The 15507-nt window shown below is 43.5% G+C and carries 19 protein-coding genes; 12 read left to right on the forward strand and 7 right to left on the reverse strand.

Features of this window, described 5'->3' with window-relative positions:
• Nucleotides 1–1110 precede the first annotated feature (1110 nt).
• The 7 genes from ACJHX3_RS18765 to ACJHX3_RS18795 all read left to right on the forward strand — a co-directional run bounded on the left by ACJHX3_RS18765 (nucleotide 1111) and on the right by ACJHX3_RS18795 (nucleotide 5090).
• Nucleotides 1111–1326: a hypothetical protein gene (locus ACJHX3_RS18765; protein ID WP_162535791.1), complete on the forward strand. Its 216-nt coding sequence runs from the start codon at nucleotides 1111–1113 to the stop codon at nucleotides 1324–1326.
• 138 nt (nucleotides 1327–1464) lie between these two features.
• Complete coding sequence (locus ACJHX3_RS18770) at nucleotides 1465–1794, forward strand: hypothetical protein (RefSeq protein ID WP_022644956.1); 330 nt, start codon at nucleotides 1465–1467, stop codon at nucleotides 1792–1794.
• Nucleotides 1795–1947: 153 nt separating this feature from the next.
• Nucleotides 1948–2259: a hypothetical protein gene (locus ACJHX3_RS18775; RefSeq protein ID WP_000749407.1), complete on the forward strand. Its 312-nt coding sequence runs from the start codon at nucleotides 1948–1950 to the stop codon at nucleotides 2257–2259.
• A gap of 126 nt (nucleotides 2260–2385) precedes the next feature.
• On the forward strand, nucleotides 2386–2781 hold the full coding sequence (locus ACJHX3_RS18780; RefSeq protein ID WP_059277745.1) for a hypothetical protein: 396 nt from the start codon (nucleotides 2386–2388) through the stop codon (nucleotides 2779–2781).
• A 271-nt stretch (nucleotides 2782–3052) separates the two neighbouring features.
• Nucleotides 3053–3334, forward strand: a complete 282-nt coding sequence (locus ACJHX3_RS18785) for an ABC transporter (RefSeq protein WP_094307979.1) — start codon at nucleotides 3053–3055, stop codon at nucleotides 3332–3334.
• Between the two features lie 137 nt (nucleotides 3335–3471).
• On the forward strand, nucleotides 3472–4404 hold the full coding sequence (locus ACJHX3_RS18790; RefSeq protein WP_094307978.1) for a hypothetical protein: 933 nt from the start codon (nucleotides 3472–3474) through the stop codon (nucleotides 4402–4404).
• Nucleotides 4405–4607: 203 nt separating this feature from the next.
• Complete coding sequence (locus tag ACJHX3_RS18795) at nucleotides 4608–5090, forward strand: hypothetical protein (RefSeq protein ID WP_094307977.1); 483 nt, start codon at nucleotides 4608–4610, stop codon at nucleotides 5088–5090.
• 616 nt (nucleotides 5091–5706) lie between these two features.
• Here the strand turns inward: ACJHX3_RS18795 and ACJHX3_RS18800 are convergent.
• The 3 genes from ACJHX3_RS18800 to ACJHX3_RS18810 form a co-directional block, all read right to left on the reverse strand.
• Nucleotides 5707–5937, reverse strand: coding sequence for a hypothetical protein (locus tag ACJHX3_RS18800; RefSeq protein ID WP_094307976.1), 231 nt, complete (start codon nucleotides 5935–5937; stop codon nucleotides 5707–5709).
• 47 nt (nucleotides 5938–5984) lie between these two features.
• On the reverse strand, nucleotides 5985–6635 hold the full coding sequence (locus tag ACJHX3_RS18805) for a hypothetical protein (protein ID WP_094307974.1): 651 nt from the start codon (nucleotides 6633–6635) through the stop codon (nucleotides 5985–5987).
• Between the two features lie 593 nt (nucleotides 6636–7228).
• On the reverse strand, nucleotides 7229–7750 hold the full coding sequence (locus ACJHX3_RS18810; RefSeq protein WP_094307973.1) for a transcriptional regulator: 522 nt from the start codon (nucleotides 7748–7750) through the stop codon (nucleotides 7229–7231).
• Nucleotides 7751–7852: 102 nt separating this feature from the next.
• On the opposite strand from ACJHX3_RS18810, the gene ACJHX3_RS18815 reads away from it, so the two are divergent.
• Nucleotides 7853–8653: a hypothetical protein gene (locus ACJHX3_RS18815; protein WP_094321871.1), complete on the forward strand. Its 801-nt coding sequence runs from the start codon at nucleotides 7853–7855 to the stop codon at nucleotides 8651–8653.
• 122 nt (nucleotides 8654–8775) lie between these two features.
• On the opposite strand, the gene ACJHX3_RS18820 is transcribed toward ACJHX3_RS18815, so the two are convergent.
• From ACJHX3_RS18820 to ACJHX3_RS18835, 4 genes are all read right to left on the reverse strand, one after another.
• Entirely contained in the window at nucleotides 8776–9909 is a 1134-nt protein-coding gene (locus ACJHX3_RS18820; protein ID WP_094307971.1) for an HNH endonuclease, read from the reverse strand.
• Nucleotides 9910–10049: 140 nt separating this feature from the next.
• On the reverse strand, nucleotides 10050–10616 hold the full coding sequence (locus ACJHX3_RS18825; protein WP_000118608.1) for a hypothetical protein: 567 nt from the start codon (nucleotides 10614–10616) through the stop codon (nucleotides 10050–10052).
• Between the two features lie 65 nt (nucleotides 10617–10681).
• A complete protein-coding gene (locus ACJHX3_RS18830) occupies nucleotides 10682–10960 on the reverse strand; it encodes a hypothetical protein (RefSeq protein ID WP_001291061.1) in 279 nt (92 codons plus the stop codon).
• Between the two features lie 2 nt (nucleotides 10961–10962).
• On the reverse strand, nucleotides 10963–12522 hold the full coding sequence (locus tag ACJHX3_RS18835; RefSeq protein ID WP_094307970.1) for a DEAD/DEAH box helicase: 1560 nt from the start codon (nucleotides 12520–12522) through the stop codon (nucleotides 10963–10965).
• Between the two features lie 82 nt (nucleotides 12523–12604).
• Here ACJHX3_RS18835 and ACJHX3_RS18840 point away from each other — a divergent pair, with 82 nt between their 5' ends.
• Genes ACJHX3_RS18840 through ACJHX3_RS18855 form a run of 4 tightly spaced genes read left to right on the forward strand, consistent with a single transcriptional unit; the run spans nucleotide 12605 to nucleotide 15502 of the window.
• Complete coding sequence (locus ACJHX3_RS18840; protein WP_000382660.1) at nucleotides 12605–13285, forward strand: ParB/RepB/Spo0J family partition protein; 681 nt, start codon at nucleotides 12605–12607, stop codon at nucleotides 13283–13285.
• Nucleotides 13285–13953 (forward strand): ParB/Srx family N-terminal domain-containing protein, encoded by a 669-nt coding sequence (locus ACJHX3_RS18845; RefSeq protein WP_000161986.1) that lies wholly within the window; start codon nucleotides 13285–13287, stop codon nucleotides 13951–13953. Before ACJHX3_RS18840 ends, ACJHX3_RS18845 begins: the two co-directional genes overlap by 1 nt.
• Entirely contained in the window at nucleotides 13950–14615 is a 666-nt protein-coding gene (locus ACJHX3_RS18850) for an ATP-binding cassette domain-containing protein (RefSeq protein ID WP_001717191.1), read from the forward strand. The genes ACJHX3_RS18845 and ACJHX3_RS18850 overlap by 4 nt, the downstream gene beginning before the upstream one ends.
• On the forward strand, nucleotides 14612–15502 hold the full coding sequence (locus ACJHX3_RS18855; protein ID WP_000129633.1) for a hypothetical protein: 891 nt from the start codon (nucleotides 14612–14614) through the stop codon (nucleotides 15500–15502). Before ACJHX3_RS18850 ends, ACJHX3_RS18855 begins: the two co-directional genes overlap by 4 nt.
• Nucleotides 15503–15507 lie beyond the last annotated feature (5 nt).

Raw genomic sequence — 15507 nt, forward strand, 5'->3', positions numbered from 1 at the left:
ACAACCAACCTAACTTTCACAGGCAATCCGAAAACATTCATACGCGCGATACCCACGACACGCCATTCCCCAAACAGCGAAGAAACACCAGAATCACTGAAACCCCAACGAAGCCTGTAACCGCAAGGTTTCTCTCAATCCCAAAAGACACGAAACAGAACAATCACGGGAAACGCCATTACCCAATACACGAATAACTACAAAAGCCTTTCACACACTCCAGACAAACAACTCAAACACAACAACGAAAGGAATCGCCCACCTGCCATTACTCCATACACGGAGAAGAACAATCACCAAAACGACGAGAACACCCCATAGAAGAACCACCGCAAAACGAACGAAACCACATACACCGACAGAGAAAACAACACACCCAATTCACCAACAGAAATAGTCGCCGTATAGAACATTCTGGAAGGAGTGAGCATTAACGCCTATAGAGAGGTTGAGACAGATAAAACACAACATGTATAGCGAAGAAGCCAGGTATGTATAAGTGGGGAGGGAAGGAGGGGTGTCGCCTCCTTTTTCGTATTTATTCAACTCCTGATTTTATCCCCCGTAACACCCCTACGGTCAGCCTTCGGTCCATACAGGGAAAAGGCTGCATCCCGCTACAAAAACGGCTGGGTTGCCTTCGGGGAACGGCTGGGGATTTTCAGGGAAACGGTTGAGTTGCCTGTGTGGATTTCGGGAAAAGGCTCGATGCCGGTTCAGGAACGGCGGCGTACCGGTATAGCGAGAGGGAGAGTTGCGGCTACCCACCTGTAATGTGCGGGAAGAAGAGAGGCGCTCACGTAGGCGGACTTGCTTACCGCTGGATTCCCTCTGAATGCCCAGCTACAGCGTAATTGTGCCAGACAGTCAGCGGGTCACAATCGATTTCAGTAGGTTTTCGGGGAGAAGAAAATTCTGCCCACCAGCCCTGCGGCGCGCGTAGAGCAGAATATCGTAAATACTGGTTCCCGTGTCGTTCCCGGATACTCACTACCCGCCTGGCTTTCCCGACATAAAATCCTTTTCCGCCTTTGTCTTATTGCGATAATAACACCAACAAGTAAACAACATGTTTAGACGTTATATAAACGAAGTGAGGATGAAGAGATGATTAAGATGCCTGTGACGGTTGAGGTGTGGGGCGTGGATTCCCTGGCTGAGTGTCTGGATGCAGTGGGGCCGGAGTTGTACCGCAAGTTGTGGTCGTTCGTCCCGGCAGAAGGGGAACCGCCCAAGGGGAAGGATATCTGGCACCTGCTGAGTGAAGATGAAAAGCGGGAGCTGGTGGACGCGGTACACAGCGAGTTCCCGGGCGACGAAGATTAAGAGTGAGGCCACCAGCACGGTGGCTTTTGTCGCTATTAACCTCCGGGCAGCGCAACACCGTAACGATATACTTTGTGGCCGTTTTCTTACTGGTATTGTTTACGCAATTCAGAAAACAACATGTTTAAGGATTGCTTTATGTTTACAAATATCGACATCAACCAAATCAAGAAATTAACTCAAAAAGAGTTTGATCAGTTTTATGAGTTAGAAGGTTGGTCTTCCACTCTGATCAATTCAAGATGGGTGCTGGAGCTGATGACTCGTGATGACGCACCTGCTTTGATGATTTGCGACATGGGTGAAGATGCTGACTTTATGGATATGAGCGAATTTTGTGTGGACACATACAACCGCAGCCAGAAGTACTACTTCACATGCGATAGCGAAAATGACGTGATTTCTAAGGTCTATCTTCACCTCGTCCAGCATTGGGACGTTCAGGAGTTTCTTGAAGTATTCGAGTAACCCCAACCAAAGCCAGCATTGCTGGCTTAATTTCTCTATAGCCGCAGGGAAGAACCTGCATATCGCTCATGCGCCTGATCAATATGCTTTGTAGCCGTTTTCTTACTGGTATTATTTACGCCATTGAGAAAACAAGTTGTTTACGGAGTTGTGATGAAAAAATCATTGGTTCTTGGTCTGGACAAAGACCAGAAGAGAAAAGAGAAGCCTGCACTGGTTGCTCAATTAACTTTGCTGGACATCGTTGCCAATGGGACCTCTATTCGTCTGTTCCGTGAAACAGCGGTGTCTTTCGATAAAAACACCTTTACTCGTTATGTAATGAATGTTCGTCGCCAGCGTGGAAAAGGCTGGGTGGCATTTCAAAGAATGTGGCCGGAACATCAGCTCGAACTGGCTTTGATGGAAGTTAACCGCGTGGCCCAGCAAGAAATTCAGAGAGCATCAGTGATGGCAATAGCCTGATAATGTGCAAGTGGTAATTAGTCGACAGTACGACAGCCCCGCCATCCTTACGGGGCTTTTTTGTATTGTAAGTACATACTTACGGCTATAAAATAGAAAAATAATCAAGACACTACGGAGAGTGAAATGACCGTTAAACGCGAAAAACTGACAGTTGATGTTTACTATGCCTCTGAAACCGCCGAAGGTAAGAATGTGGCAAAAATCACCGTTGTTACGTACAACACCGAAACTGGTGCCGAAGTACAGGCCAGTACGATCGTGCGTAAAGGTGATGCCTCCGGCGGCGAGTACGCGACTCAATACCAGTCCATTCTCGATGCAACTGACCCGCTGCTGCTGAAAATCGAGAACTACTTCCGCCAGGTTGATGAAGAGGTGTTTGAAACCATGATGAATATGGTTAATTCCGTATTCACCTCCAGCCTGAACACCAGCACCACCTGGATTGGTCAGTATGGTCTGCGCATTACATCCGGCATTCCTGCTGACACCTTAATCCCTGAAAGCGTATTCGCTTAATCCTCTTTGAATGGCGCGTAAACCGCGCCATTTTCTTATACCCGATAACAATTTGTTTTCTGCCTTATCTACACCGCGATAATTACAACAACAAGAAAACAACGTGTTTATTAGGTGGTGAAATAATATGGAATACATTGTTACTGTCGCTTCGTCAGATCGGGAGTCGTTACTTGAGGCTATCAGAAGCATGGAAAACATCATCATGTCAGAGCAGGAGCTTAATGGCTATCTTGAGATGGATGATTTTCTATCAAAATGGAGGTGAAGAATGACTGACTTCACCATTACCACTAAAGCACAAAATGTATTCCTTGAATCATGGCTGGATTTGCCGGAAAAAGAACAGCAAGAAATGGATCATGTGGATTATGACGAGCAGGTAAGCACGCGATTCTTCCACTTTGAGGGATGCGTTTATGACATTGCCGACTTCATGCGAGATGACCGCTTCCCTGAATGGCACGCAAGCTATCCACTAAACGCCTTTGCCATGCTGATGATCCGTGTGGATGATTCAGGGGATACCATCGACATCGGTCTGCTCCACTGAAGAATAAGGTCACCAATGCTGGTGGCCTTAAATGACCACCCTTTGCCTTACTTCCAGATAGTTGCCTTACAAATCTTCTTTTTAGCCTATTTCATTCAGCGATAATTATCACATCGAAAACAAACGAGGAATTAAAAATGAAACCAGTATTTTTGGGACAAATTGACATTAGTGAATTGTTTTCAGTTAAAGATGGGTCCCAATATGACAGTGATTGCCTTGAACTTAATGGTCTTGAATATGAATACAGATTGGCTATTGTGAATGATGGTAAGAAGACATTTTCTGTCGAATGTTTTGAAAATACTTACTTTAAGCAGGTGTTGAGAATAAGACAGCGTGTGGAGATGTCAATTCGGGAAAACATCAAAAATAAATGTGAGTTTCTTGCGATTAAAAATGAAATAGATGCAATAAACTTTGTTACGTTCACTGATAGTGGTCGATTGGCTATGCTGGAGCTATTTCATCTGATCGTTTCTAATAACAGTATAACAGAAGCCTTGATCAGTCTTTCAACTATAGTATCAAAAGAAAGAGAAAACACTGGCGCTTTAATTGTAGAGGAGCTAGGTGGAATACTCGAGAAGATCAAAAATAAAGAGTTGATTATAGAATATGGCAAGGAAAGTAGAAAAAATAATTTACATTCAGCTTTTCGTTCCCCATATGTTGAGCGTTTAAATGGTTCGGCATCTTTTGTTAATTTAGAGTTTAATAGATTCTTTAGTTCTCTTTTTACAGAGTATGGAATTGTTATTGTGGAGGTAAATAATGAGAATGATGTGCCAAAAATCATAGTGCATTCGATGCCGGATATCCCTTTCAATGAGATTGAGAACAAACTGGAGAATTTAGACGATATAAATATAAAAAGCATGGAAGAACTCATAGAGTATCTGGCCGTAGATGCGGTAGCTATGGCTGATAATGATGTGTTTGGGGTTGGTGCACTGCATGAAGGCTATCTTGACGCCCTTGAACTTTACGGAACTGCTCGCTGGTTTCTGTCAGGATTAGTGGATGATGCGCCTTTACTCATCAATACAGATTATTCTTATTCCAGTTGAAAACAAGGCCACCAGCAGTGGTGGCCTTAAATGACCATCCTGTTCCCCGCAGGCTAAAAACACCAACCTCTTACCTCCAGGCAACCGACAAACCCACCTGTTCCCGTCCGGCTACCGCAACTTTCCACTTTGACGCCTTATTCGTACAACGATAATTAACACCAACAAGAAAACAATTTGTTATTTACGATAAGGAATTAATCATGAATTTTATCGCTACTGTAAACGCACCCGCACATGGCAATATCGCTGTAACGTTCTCTGACATTGAAAAACGAGTACTTGGTGCATGGCGCGACAATGAGACGGTAGAACTGTCAGCACAAGAAAAATGCATTATTGCACGCGACATCATTGGCAATCGTCGTTACTCGCGGGTATTTGAGAAAGCGTATGTGGTAAATTCTGGATTCGGAACGTTCGTCTTTCCGGTGCGCTCCGGGCGATTCTGCCAGTCCAAGCTGATTGAGTTCGCTACGCAGATTTCTGTCTGGATTAAAACTCAATCGTCGTTCAAATTTTCCGACGATAAAGCAGTATCGCAGGGGATGCGGATCGCCAACAATGCAATAAAATGCAAAAACATTACGTATGCCGCTGGCGTTGATACATGGAAACTGTTTTGCGCTAACTTTATGTTGAATGTATACGCAAGCAACCGCATCCACATCCTTGATGGCGTGTAACTGAGAAGAGGGCCAGAAACGGCCCTTTCTCTATAGCCACCAGCTGCCGCAGGGAAATTTTCAGAAACGGCGAGGAACGTATTCATGAGCCGACGGGAAACGGCCAGGATTTTTTCGGGAAACGGCTGCATTCGCCTTTATGTAGAAAAAACATCGGGAAGCTGGTGGAATCCAACCAGCGGTTGTCGGACAGGTGAGCGGGGAAATCATGATGACTTTCGTCGCCTGAGACATCCAGATTTCTTTCGTAGCGTAATCACATACGTGATTAAGTGGTGTGATTATGTGAAAAATCACGCGCACATAATACGCGAGCGGATACGGAACAAAACAAAATGCCGATCCGCGCCGACAAATAAACGCGGATCATAAAGCAAGACTAAAAGCCAATGATTAACCATACACCATAACGCAATATAACGCGTTTTAAGCGCGTTAATGCGCTAAGTAATGGGTATATGCTGGTAAGGATATAAAAGCTCGTCTATGGCGTTATTTTTGCGCTTATTTTTATGTTGTTGGAGTGAGTCAAAGACAATAAAAAAAAGCGCCATCATTGGCGCGTTATGGTGGAAGTATTGGAAACGAAAAAAGCGCCCATAGTGGGCGCTCGATTTTATTTATGTAAACTGATTTCAAATCCCATTTCTACAAACGCTTTTAACATTAAAAATATATCAGCGTCATTCACGTCTGCTTTTTTTCGCTCCTGGTCGCTCAATAAGTCAATTTTGCGCGTCGTTTCATCTATAAGCTCGACTGCGCGCCCAGCGTAACCAGCGATCCCAGCGATGCGATTAACAAAATATTCATTGCGCACGTTAACGCCAGCGATAATCATAAACATGATTAAGCTCCTTAAAAGCGCCCATAGTGGGCGCCAGATTCCATTAATTACGCTTTGAAAGCATCAGCCAGATAGTTATAGAAATCATTTTTAATAAAGCGATATTGCTGCGTACCAGCTTTTGCGCTTCCCATTCCTTTGACTTTCTCAACAAGTCCAAGACGTTCGCAAAGATTGATCAACTGGTTGGCTTGAGTATAGCCAGCGTCCAATTTAATTTCGCACGCTTTTTTAGCTTCATTCATTAAATCGAAAACAGCGCCATTAGTGAACGTGTCGATCTCGTCGTTAATCATATCGATTAAAGCGAATACACGAGATCCTGACATATCAGCGACGGAATAAACGCATTTACCAGCTTTAATGGATTTAACCAGATAAACCAGTTTTTCCAGTGAATAACTATTAGTCATTGCATCACGGAAAAATACTTCTGGCGCTTGTTTGCTTGCTTTAATCGCATAGTAGAAAACAGAGCATAATTTTTCGTCTTCAACAGCGTTTACAACGTTGTTGATGAAGTAAGCAAGTTTAGTGGTAGCAGCTTGCATATTTGCTTTATCTGCTTTGGTGTGCGTACCATTTTTATAATATTCGTTATATGTTTGAGTTGCCAGATCTGCTTTTTCTTTTAATTCATTTGTTACAACACGCGCAGCTTCAACGATGGATTTTTTAGATAAGATAATATTGGTCATGGTTTTATTCCTTACAAAAATTAAAATGAATTTATTTTTTACTGTCGTTAGCCAGTTCGCTTTCGACGAGTTCAATTATCGATACGCAAAAAAAGATTGCAAGTGTTTTTTTTAGTTTTTTGCAGGGACGAAAGTCCTAGAAATAAAAGCGAGATCGTCGAAGGTGTTCCCTAAATAAATAATTAATTCCGGCTTATAACCTTATATGTTTATACGGAGTAGAATTGGAGGTGTATTTAATAAATGGCATTTAAAAAAATAACCGGACTTAGCCGGTTATTACCCTTATACATTTATCGGACTGACTCTACAGCCTTACGATTGGTGTCAAATAACGCATCAACGAACTGCACAGAAGAGTTGTTCGATTCACATGGTTCATAATTTTCCACTTGTTCACATAGTTGAGCGGTCTTACCAATGTTTATCCCTAATTTTACAGCTGCTGAAAGTTTAAACATGCAAACTGGTACATTCTGAGACGTTGAGCATACGTCATTCATCAGCGACTGAATAATTGCGATATCATCCTTTGCATTGGCCGAAATTGAGTAAACTAAAAATAAAGATGTCAATAGTATCGATTTCATAACTCAAAACGGTAAAATTCGTTCAACCCAATCGAAGAATACAAGTGTTTTTCTGCCGTCTTCTAACTTAAGAGTGACCTGGCAAGCATCAACGCCTCTTGATATCCCTTCTATTTCACGACCGTCTGCCATGTAGACCCTTATAGATTTGCCGTTTTGGTAAGCCTGACGACATATCTTAAAAAAGTCACGACGTGATGGCTGATTGTCAACATAGTCTGGATGTATTGTTAGCCTACCTTTGAACTCGCGAGCAATGCCATCGATTACACCTGATTCAATTGTGCTAATGCGCTCAAGTGGGAGTCTTATACGATTTTCTTTATCATATGGAAGCGGGCATAAATCTAGCTTATTGCGGGAAGGCATTGTCCCCTGAACGTACATGCAAAACACCTGACCGTCTTCAAGCGTGACTCTTACAGGAATGTTGTTTTTCCGCCAGAACATAAGTATGTTTTCAGCATGTTCGTAGTCTCGTGGCCAGACTTCTGCTGGAATGCCGTAGGTGATGTCTTTAACCATAGTCTACCTTTTTAAGTCTTTTTTGGTCATTATATACATCTCTATGATGCGTAGACAGACTAACCGTACATTCCAACAAAAATTGATTATGGAACAAGTTTCATGAAGAATGGGGTGAATAAAAAATACTCATTAGCATTGTTAATAGCGGCTTTACTATTAACAGGTTGTGATTCTGATGAAGAGCGAGCCATAAATCTGGTCGAGAAGGATATTCGCTCTACACTGCTAGATCCTGATGCTGGTCGGTTCACGAATATGCGAGCTATTCAGTTAGGTGAAAATAGCTATTCATATATGGTATGTGGAGAGGTGAATGGCAAAAACGTCTTGAACGCCTATACAGGTGCGACCGCATTCAATGCACACATCTTTGATGTTCGTGAACGTAACCCGATTGTATTCGTTGCAATGGATAAAAATACCAACTCGGCAAGAGAACGATTACGTTTTGAACGCCAAAATCTAGTATGTAAAGAAAATGGTGTGAAACTTTATCTGGAAAACGAATCTAATATCAGGAAGGAAAAAGAGAAAATAGATGATTTAAAAAAAACTCCATTAGGTCAGGCTGTGTTTGATGCTGCAAGTGATTCGACATATGTGAGTAGAGAGTTGGGCGAATCGAGAGGTGTTAGTGAAGTGTATGCAAGAGAAAATGATAAATATGCTCTTGTTAGCGTCACCAATTATGACACTCCTGACTTTTACAAATTTAGGAAAAAAGATAACGGTGAACTAGAACCTGTTAGAGGACTGTCTTACACCGGCTATCCATTCGCGGTTACACTGTGCCATTCTGAACAAACAGATTATGACAAATGCATAACAGAAGAAGAAATCAAGTTGCTTCGAGACGAAAAGAATAAGCTCGATGATTTTGTCGTGCCACCAGAAGAATAACATATACAAAATATTTAATTGCTGTTAACATTTAATCGTTCAGACATAGGGAAAGTCCTATGCCCTCGACAAATCTTTCTGGTATTGTCGAGGGCATGTTTCACATTTATAGGTAGATAGCGTTAATTGGCGTTTTCGTTCTTCTCTTTTTTGCTAATTTCATCACATGCAAGGTTCATTATGTCTATGTTTTCTTGTTTTTGAAGGTTGCCGACAATTTTTTGGCGCAATTCATAAAATCGCTCGCGTGGTATAGCTTCCTTGTTGCCGCTGATGTGAAGTATTGCGTGACAGCTAGGGCAGACGGCAATCAGATCTGTTTTTGGGTTCACGCTTCGTGCACCTTCGCCTTGTGAAAGTGGGATGATGTGGTGAGCGTGTAGCAGCGTTTTCGTTTCTTTACCGTCAATTTCCTTGCCGTATATTTCCGACATCGTTCTGCAACATAGTTGACACCTGTAGTCTGCGTTTGCCAGAACGTCATTCCTTAACCCGGATACGCGGCTACGATGTTGCGACTGGATTAATCTTGTTTCGCCCTCTATATATTCCTCAACTTCTTCTTTCTGGAGGTCGTAGCTGATTTCTTCTTGAGTTACGTTGTCTTCTGCTTTGGCTGAGACTGCATGAATCTCTTTCTTATTCAACGAGAAAGGTGATTTGAGAGCATCAGCACTGTTTTGCCCTCTTGAATGTTGTGATTTTAGAGCAAGATTGTAAATCTCTTTTAATTTGACATTTTTTTTGTTTGTTCTAAAGAACTTTCTGCTCTCTACTTGTGAGATAATCCCTGATTCTATATATTGAATTAACACACGAAGAAAATGTTCTATAGATTTTTTACTTTTGAATGAAAAGGAATAGCCGACTTTCTTTCTCAACTCGTTTTCGCTAAAGAACTCTTTCAGATTTTCGTCGTCAGTCAGGTTAATGGTTGCACCTGCCCAGGTTGAAGCTTCTACAATTTCAGGAATAACCTCTTGGTCGCCAAGCTGATTGTTTATTTCATCCAGCATTTTAAAGACTGTCAATATTGGATACGGATTCGTCACCAGACCGTTAGAGGATTTCGTTCTAGGCCCATTCTTTTTTATAATGATGGGGTGCTGTTGAGAAGTTTTCTTTAATTGTAAATAATAAAGGTTTATATTATTATTCGTTGATATACCTGCCGGTTTTATCAAGGATAATTTTTCATCACATGCAATATCATCTATTATATTTCTTAGGTCACACGTTTTTATAAATTGACGCATATATCCTCCGAATTTCTTCGGAGGCGGAGCCTACAAATATCGTTCAGCCAATCAAGAAATTTTTTCAGCCGGAGGTGTACATTTCAAAAAATGTGACGAATGTCACATGCAGGTGCTCTCATACACCTGCATGTAGACTATTAATCATTCAATAATCTATATTTTCTTTTGATTAAATCTTCACCTTTTTTGGTGAACACAAAACCAAATTGCGATTTTTTGTTTAGACGAAGGACTCTGTTATCCAACGCATCGGTTGATGGAATCAATGTTTGATCATCTATCCAATTAAGTAGCGTAAGAAAGTTCAGCAGCCTCAACGTTGTTGTGCGAAGCTCTTTCGATATATTTTCAATGCTGGCAATTCGTCTTTCTTTTTTCTCAGGTGGTACAGATAATTGTTCTTGAGGTTTCGTGGATAGATAATCAATTTCGTTTGCTGCATCGAATGATATGTGTGGCGTAATTTTGCTAAAAAAGCCTTTCGCTGACTCACTTGATAATAAACCAGACCTATTCATATCGTTTGTTATTCTGTACAGGAGTGGACTGTGTTTCATTTCAGGATAACGTTGATAAAAGTTAAGCAATTCAAAAGCAGCATTAGCGCCAACAAGAAAATCAGAAGGATCGCTGACTTTCCAGAAAGAATGATTTTTCTTAGCGCCAGTGGTGTCAACAAATGATAATTCTTTTAACCAACTCATGATGTGCTCCTTTCTAACAAGTGAGCACATCATAGAATTAGTAGATAGGGGGTAAATATGAAATGTTACGGCAACCTGCTCAGTATTTCCTCTAAATCTTTTTTTGTCATATTGGAGTTTTCATAGATGCGCATGATTTTCTCACGCGTCTTAGCGGAAACCCCAACGGCAGATGTGACTTTGTCAAATTCAGCCATAGTCATCGTCTCCAGAATGGCATTGATAACTTCAGCCTTAGACATCTTGATTTTTTTCTCTTTGAGTTTTATTTGAAATTTTCCAAGTTTTTCATTGGCCTTATCAGACAATGCCACTTGGCAATAAGTTGTTTTTTTTTCGCTCATAACTAATCTCGTTTCAGAATTCCAAAATCGAATGCGCCATCAACAGGCAATACACCTTCCGCAAAGCCAGGTGTGGTGTCGATGATGTGTTTTCGCTCATAAGAGTGAGACAACAGGTATTTGTTGCTAGTGTCAATGAAATCAGTGATAAAACACACGTTTGCCTGATTCTTCTTGGCTCGTAAGCCACGACCGACACGCTGCCTCATTTCAACTTCTGCTTTCCCACCACCAGCCAGAATGACCGCACCAACGCTTGGCACATCAACACCGACATCCAGAATAGTCGAGCCTATTAAAACATCTATGTCGCCAGACGCTAAACTGTTCAGCTTTGCTTGCCTTGTCGACTGGTTCGATTCCCCATAAATGAAGTCAACTCTAAGGCCGGACTCTTTCATCATTTCCATCAGGATTTGCCCGTGGCGTTTAAGACGAACCAGAGTCATACAATTGAGAGAATGTTGCTTATAGAGCAATGCTTCGCGAACAATGGCCTCATTACGTCCCAAATTATACACGATCCCCAACTGATAAGCCTTTTGGTAGGCAGTGCTCATACCTACTCTAAAATTGAGGTATTTGTTGGCAAGTTCTGCCTTGATTCTGGCCTCGTCCGGCTTGTAGGCAACTTTATGATAAAGGAAGTATGGTTTTGCCAGAATGCCTCTATCAATCAGGTACTTTTCTGTGACTTTAATTTCAATTCGCCCGGCCACCGCCATCAGGCGCATGTTGGCTTCCGTCGAATCCTTCATGAACGGCGTGGCTGTAAGCGCCAGACGATAGTCTGCGTTCACACATAATCTGGCGATGTCATAGAAATTTGAGCCTGAAGACTCATGCGCCTCTTCCAGAATAAGAAGAGAGACACTTGAAAGGAAGCGTTTCACCAACTCCCGACGTTTGAGGTGGTAGCTTTTCTTATCTGGTGTTGCATCGCGTGGTGGTTCTTCGAGGAAACTTGCAAGAGTTTGAACTGTAGCGACGTTGATATGTCGTGATACCTGGAACTCACCCGAGCCAATGACTCCAACCTTTTGGTCCTTTAACCACGGTTCGCCATTTTCGGCGCGGTAGTCGATGGATCTCTGGAAGTTTTCGGCCATTTGAAACATCAGAACAGAGCGGGTTGTTAAAAATAATGTCATTCGACCGATACGTGCAGCTGCTTTGCAGGCAACGTTAGATTTCCCACCACCAGTAGCGATCTGGGCAATCATCATTCCCTCGCGAACTAGTGTTTCCACAGCCTGATCCTGATATGCATAATCAGGATTGTATGGGAATGGGTTAACCGCCGGATTTGGCTTTCCAAGCGCCGGGGCTTTGTCTTTGCGGATATGAACACATTTGATGCCCGCCTTGTTCAAGTTCGCCGCTACAGGCTTGGCAAAGCCAGCAGGGAACGAGTTTTTACTCCAGTTGAACATCGTGCTTGTGCCCTTCCAGTCGCCAGTCTCGACTTCGTAGCTCAACATTTGCTGCACCAGTTGCTTTACCTTGTCATCTGCGCCAGAAATAAGCGCATTTACTGCGTTAGATACAATCCGAACAGTCATAAACCTCTTTCCTTAGTGCCTTTTGTATGTTATTTGGTTATTATAATAAGTAAGTGATTACTTAGTGGATTGTAGCAATAAAATGGATGTAAAAATCACGATTTTGCAGGTTGATGTTGCCAACCTTCGCCCGAATACCTGGAACACCAATTCGGTTGGTGCGCAGAATTTTGAAAAACTGAAAGGTTCTATCGAAAAATTGGGCTTTTTTAAGCCAATTTTGGCTCGTGAACTTGAAGATGGATTTTTTGAAATCCTCGGCGGCGAACATCGCTGGCGTGCTGCTATTGAGCAAGGAATTTCAACGGTTCCGGTGCTTTCTGTGGGCAAAATTAGCGATGTCGTAGCTAAACAGATGTCACTGGTGGACAACGAGCGATACGGTGAAGACGACCAAATCGCATTGCAACGCTTCATTGAAGAAATTCAGTCAGAACTTGACTATCAACTGTCTGAAATCGCCCCGTATGACGACGAAATCTCGATGGTTTTAGCAAAAGAGGCGGCAATCGACCTTGAAGCACTGGAGGCGTTGTCTCGTGGTAGTGATGAGCCTGTCGATACCGACAAACGAGAGAAAACCGAACGTGTGGGTGCGGAACATCAGACCATGCGCTTCAAAGTAACTTTCGATGCGTCAGATCGTGTTGCAGAAACCATAAAAAACATCATCAAAGAGCAGGCTATTAACACCGGTAATGAAATGGAGAACGCTGGTGAGGCTCTGGTGTGGCTGGTCGACTACTACAAGGAGCGTATGTAATGACCAAAAAGTTTGAAATCGTATATCGCGACCCGGCAGATCTTATTCCCTATGAGATGAATGCCAAAAAGCATGATGAACAGCAGATCCGAGATCTGGCCGCAGCCATTAAAAAGCGCGGATTTGACCAGCCAATTACGGTCGATAAGAACGACGTAATTATTACTGGCCACGGCCGCCGTGAGGCTGCAATTTTTGCTGGACTTGAGCGCGTACCGGTTATTGTTCGCGATGATCTCAGTGATGACGAGGTTCGTGCGAAGCGCCTTGAAGATAACCGACTTGCCAGCATTGATTACGATGCAATTAAGCTACAGAAAGAGCTTGAGTCGCTTGTTCTGGACGATATCGAGGTTTTCGGCTTTGAAGAGCGTGAGTTGAATGTTCTCGTTGGCAGTATGACAGAAGAAATGGACACCGATTCGCTAGTTATCGATCTTGGCGAAGAAACTAAACGACAGAAGGATGAACACACCGAGATCAGTCGTGAAGTTGCAGCGGAAGAAGTACGTGTTGTCGACGTATTGGGCTTTAAAACGCTCCCTGCTGGCTCTGCCATTGTTGTTGGTGATTTGCTTGCCCACATGGAAGAAATGACGGGAGAAAGCGGGGTAGACGCATTTGTGGCATATGCGGAGAAGATCTCTTCCGGGGAGATGGCTGCATGAGCAAATACATCATCAACGTATCGTTTCAGACACGCGTAAATAAAACCACGCGCACGTTGGAAATCGCTGAGTCGTTCGGGCTTGGCCTGGACGAAAAAGAGTGGACGCTTTACGACAATCTGGAGCTGGAAGTGAAGCAGGGCGATGTGGTGTACATCACCGGCCAATCCGGTTCTGGCAAATCCGTTGTGCTGCGCGAGTTGCAACGCCAGATGAAGGATGAAGGGCTTTCTGTAGCCTCCATCGATGATTTTACCTTCGATAATGAGGTTAACGTCATCGATCAGTTGGGCAAAACGACCAGTGATGCGCTTGGGTTGTTATCTATGGCTGGTCTGAACGATGCATATCTGTTTGTTCGCAAGCCTTCTGAAATGTCAGACGGCCAGAAATATCGTCTCAAGATTGCCAAACTGATTGAGTCAGGCGCTAAAGTGTGGGCTGCTGACGAGTTCGGTGCTGTTCTAGACCGTGTAACCGCTCAGGTTGTGGCATCTAACCTCCAGCGTGCCGCTCGAAAGGTTGGTGCGACGGTAATGGTGGCGACGACTCACGAAGACCTGAAGAACGCGCTGCGCCCGGATATGCAGATCACCAAGCACTACAAAGAACGCGTGAAGGTGGAATATCACAATGGTAGTCATGATGAGGTTCATTTATGACGGACATCATCATTAAACGCTACCGCCCTGAAGAGTTTCCGCGTCATCTGGACTTTCTGGAGCGAATGACTGTTACAAAGGGAACTGTAGAGGACTGGCACGCTCTTAAGTCGCTTCACTACAAAACAGACGGCAAACCTTTCGCGCCAACTTACTATCGCTGCGAACTTGATGACCGTCTGGTGGGCGTCGTGGTTATGGCTTACCCGAAACTACTGTTGGCACCTCGCCACCGCATGTTTCCTAAGTTGAAACCAACCACTAATACCACCGTGGCTAACCAGTACTGGGGTCGGTACGTGAATAACAACTTTGCGGTGATCAGTCGCTCAGTTGTGGATACTCAGTATCGTGGCGTAGGCGTCTCTTATCGAATGATTAACCTGGTTAGCAGGATGCATGACCGGCCAATCATTGAGATCCAGTCCTCGATGAGCAAATACAATCCCTTCGCCATGAAAGCAGGGTTTAAGTTCATCCGCCCTGAGCGACCGAAGAGCTATGAAAGTGCACTGCGTGTATTCCAGCGCCATTTCCGTTCTGACCCGGGTGATAACGAGGCGATCGTCAAAGAGTTGTTCGCAATGAGCGAGTCTCGTCGTCGCCGTGCACTGCGTGATCTGGTGGCGGACTACCACAAGAACAGTTCCCTGGCAAAAGCTGGGCGGAATCGTGGCACGACGATTCAGGACATTGCCGACAGTCTGGTGGACGAGGCCAGCATTGTGAAGCTGCTCAAGGACATTCACAACCTGAGCTTTACGTCTCCGTTGTATGGTGTGTACCGAAACCCTGACTTTGGCCGTCGACTGCCTGACACGCTGCCACTGCTGGCATTCGACAAACAACCTTTGGATAAACCGTTAGAAATTGCTTTACCGGCATAAGGATT

The sequence above is a fragment of the Escherichia sp. WS1265 genome (assembly GCF_046487585.1).
In the GTDB taxonomy this organism is placed as follows: domain Bacteria; phylum Pseudomonadota; class Gammaproteobacteria; order Enterobacterales; family Enterobacteriaceae; genus Escherichia; species Escherichia coli.

What these genes read in the sequence shown, in the direction of transcription:
- ACJHX3_RS18855 (WP_000129633.1), top strand. Translation starts at nt 14,612, where the DNA reads ATGACGGACATCATCATTAAACGCTACCGCCCTGAAGAGTTTCCGCGT.
- ACJHX3_RS18780 (WP_059277745.1), top strand. Translation starts at nt 2,386, where the DNA reads ATGACCGTTAAACGCGAAAAACTGACAGTTGATGTTTACTATGCCTCT.
- ACJHX3_RS18815 (WP_094321871.1), top strand. Translation starts at nt 7,853, where the DNA reads ATGAAGAATGGGGTGAATAAAAAATACTCATTAGCATTGTTAATAGCG.
- ACJHX3_RS18800 (WP_094307976.1), bottom strand. Translation starts at nt 5,937, where the DNA reads ATGTTTATGATTATCGCTGGCGTTAACGTGCGCAATGAATATTTTGTT.
- ACJHX3_RS18830 (WP_001291061.1), bottom strand. Translation starts at nt 10,960, where the DNA reads ATGAGCGAAAAAAAAACAACTTATTGCCAAGTGGCATTGTCTGATAAG.
- ACJHX3_RS18790 (WP_094307978.1), top strand. Translation starts at nt 3,472, where the DNA reads ATGAAACCAGTATTTTTGGGACAAATTGACATTAGTGAATTGTTTTCA.
- ACJHX3_RS18850 (WP_001717191.1), top strand. Translation starts at nt 13,950, where the DNA reads ATGAGCAAATACATCATCAACGTATCGTTTCAGACACGCGTAAATAAA.
- ACJHX3_RS18805 (WP_094307974.1), bottom strand. Translation starts at nt 6,635, where the DNA reads ATGACCAATATTATCTTATCTAAAAAATCCATCGTTGAAGCTGCGCGT.
- ACJHX3_RS18770 (WP_022644956.1), top strand. Translation starts at nt 1,465, where the DNA reads ATGTTTACAAATATCGACATCAACCAAATCAAGAAATTAACTCAAAAA.
- ACJHX3_RS18785 (WP_094307979.1), top strand. Translation starts at nt 3,053, where the DNA reads ATGACTGACTTCACCATTACCACTAAAGCACAAAATGTATTCCTTGAA.
- ACJHX3_RS18840 (WP_000382660.1), top strand. Translation starts at nt 12,605, where the DNA reads ATGGATGTAAAAATCACGATTTTGCAGGTTGATGTTGCCAACCTTCGC.
- ACJHX3_RS18775 (WP_000749407.1), top strand. Translation starts at nt 1,948, where the DNA reads ATGAAAAAATCATTGGTTCTTGGTCTGGACAAAGACCAGAAGAGAAAA.
- ACJHX3_RS18845 (WP_000161986.1), top strand. Translation starts at nt 13,285, where the DNA reads ATGACCAAAAAGTTTGAAATCGTATATCGCGACCCGGCAGATCTTATT.
- ACJHX3_RS18810 (WP_094307973.1), bottom strand. Translation starts at nt 7,750, where the DNA reads ATGGTTAAAGACATCACCTACGGCATTCCAGCAGAAGTCTGGCCACGA.
- ACJHX3_RS18820 (WP_094307971.1), bottom strand. Translation starts at nt 9,909, where the DNA reads ATGCGTCAATTTATAAAAACGTGTGACCTAAGAAATATAATAGATGAT.
- ACJHX3_RS18835 (WP_094307970.1), bottom strand. Translation starts at nt 12,522, where the DNA reads ATGACTGTTCGGATTGTATCTAACGCAGTAAATGCGCTTATTTCTGGC.
- ACJHX3_RS18795 (WP_094307977.1), top strand. Translation starts at nt 4,608, where the DNA reads ATGAATTTTATCGCTACTGTAAACGCACCCGCACATGGCAATATCGCT.
- ACJHX3_RS18825 (WP_000118608.1), bottom strand. Translation starts at nt 10,616, where the DNA reads ATGAGTTGGTTAAAAGAATTATCATTTGTTGACACCACTGGCGCTAAG.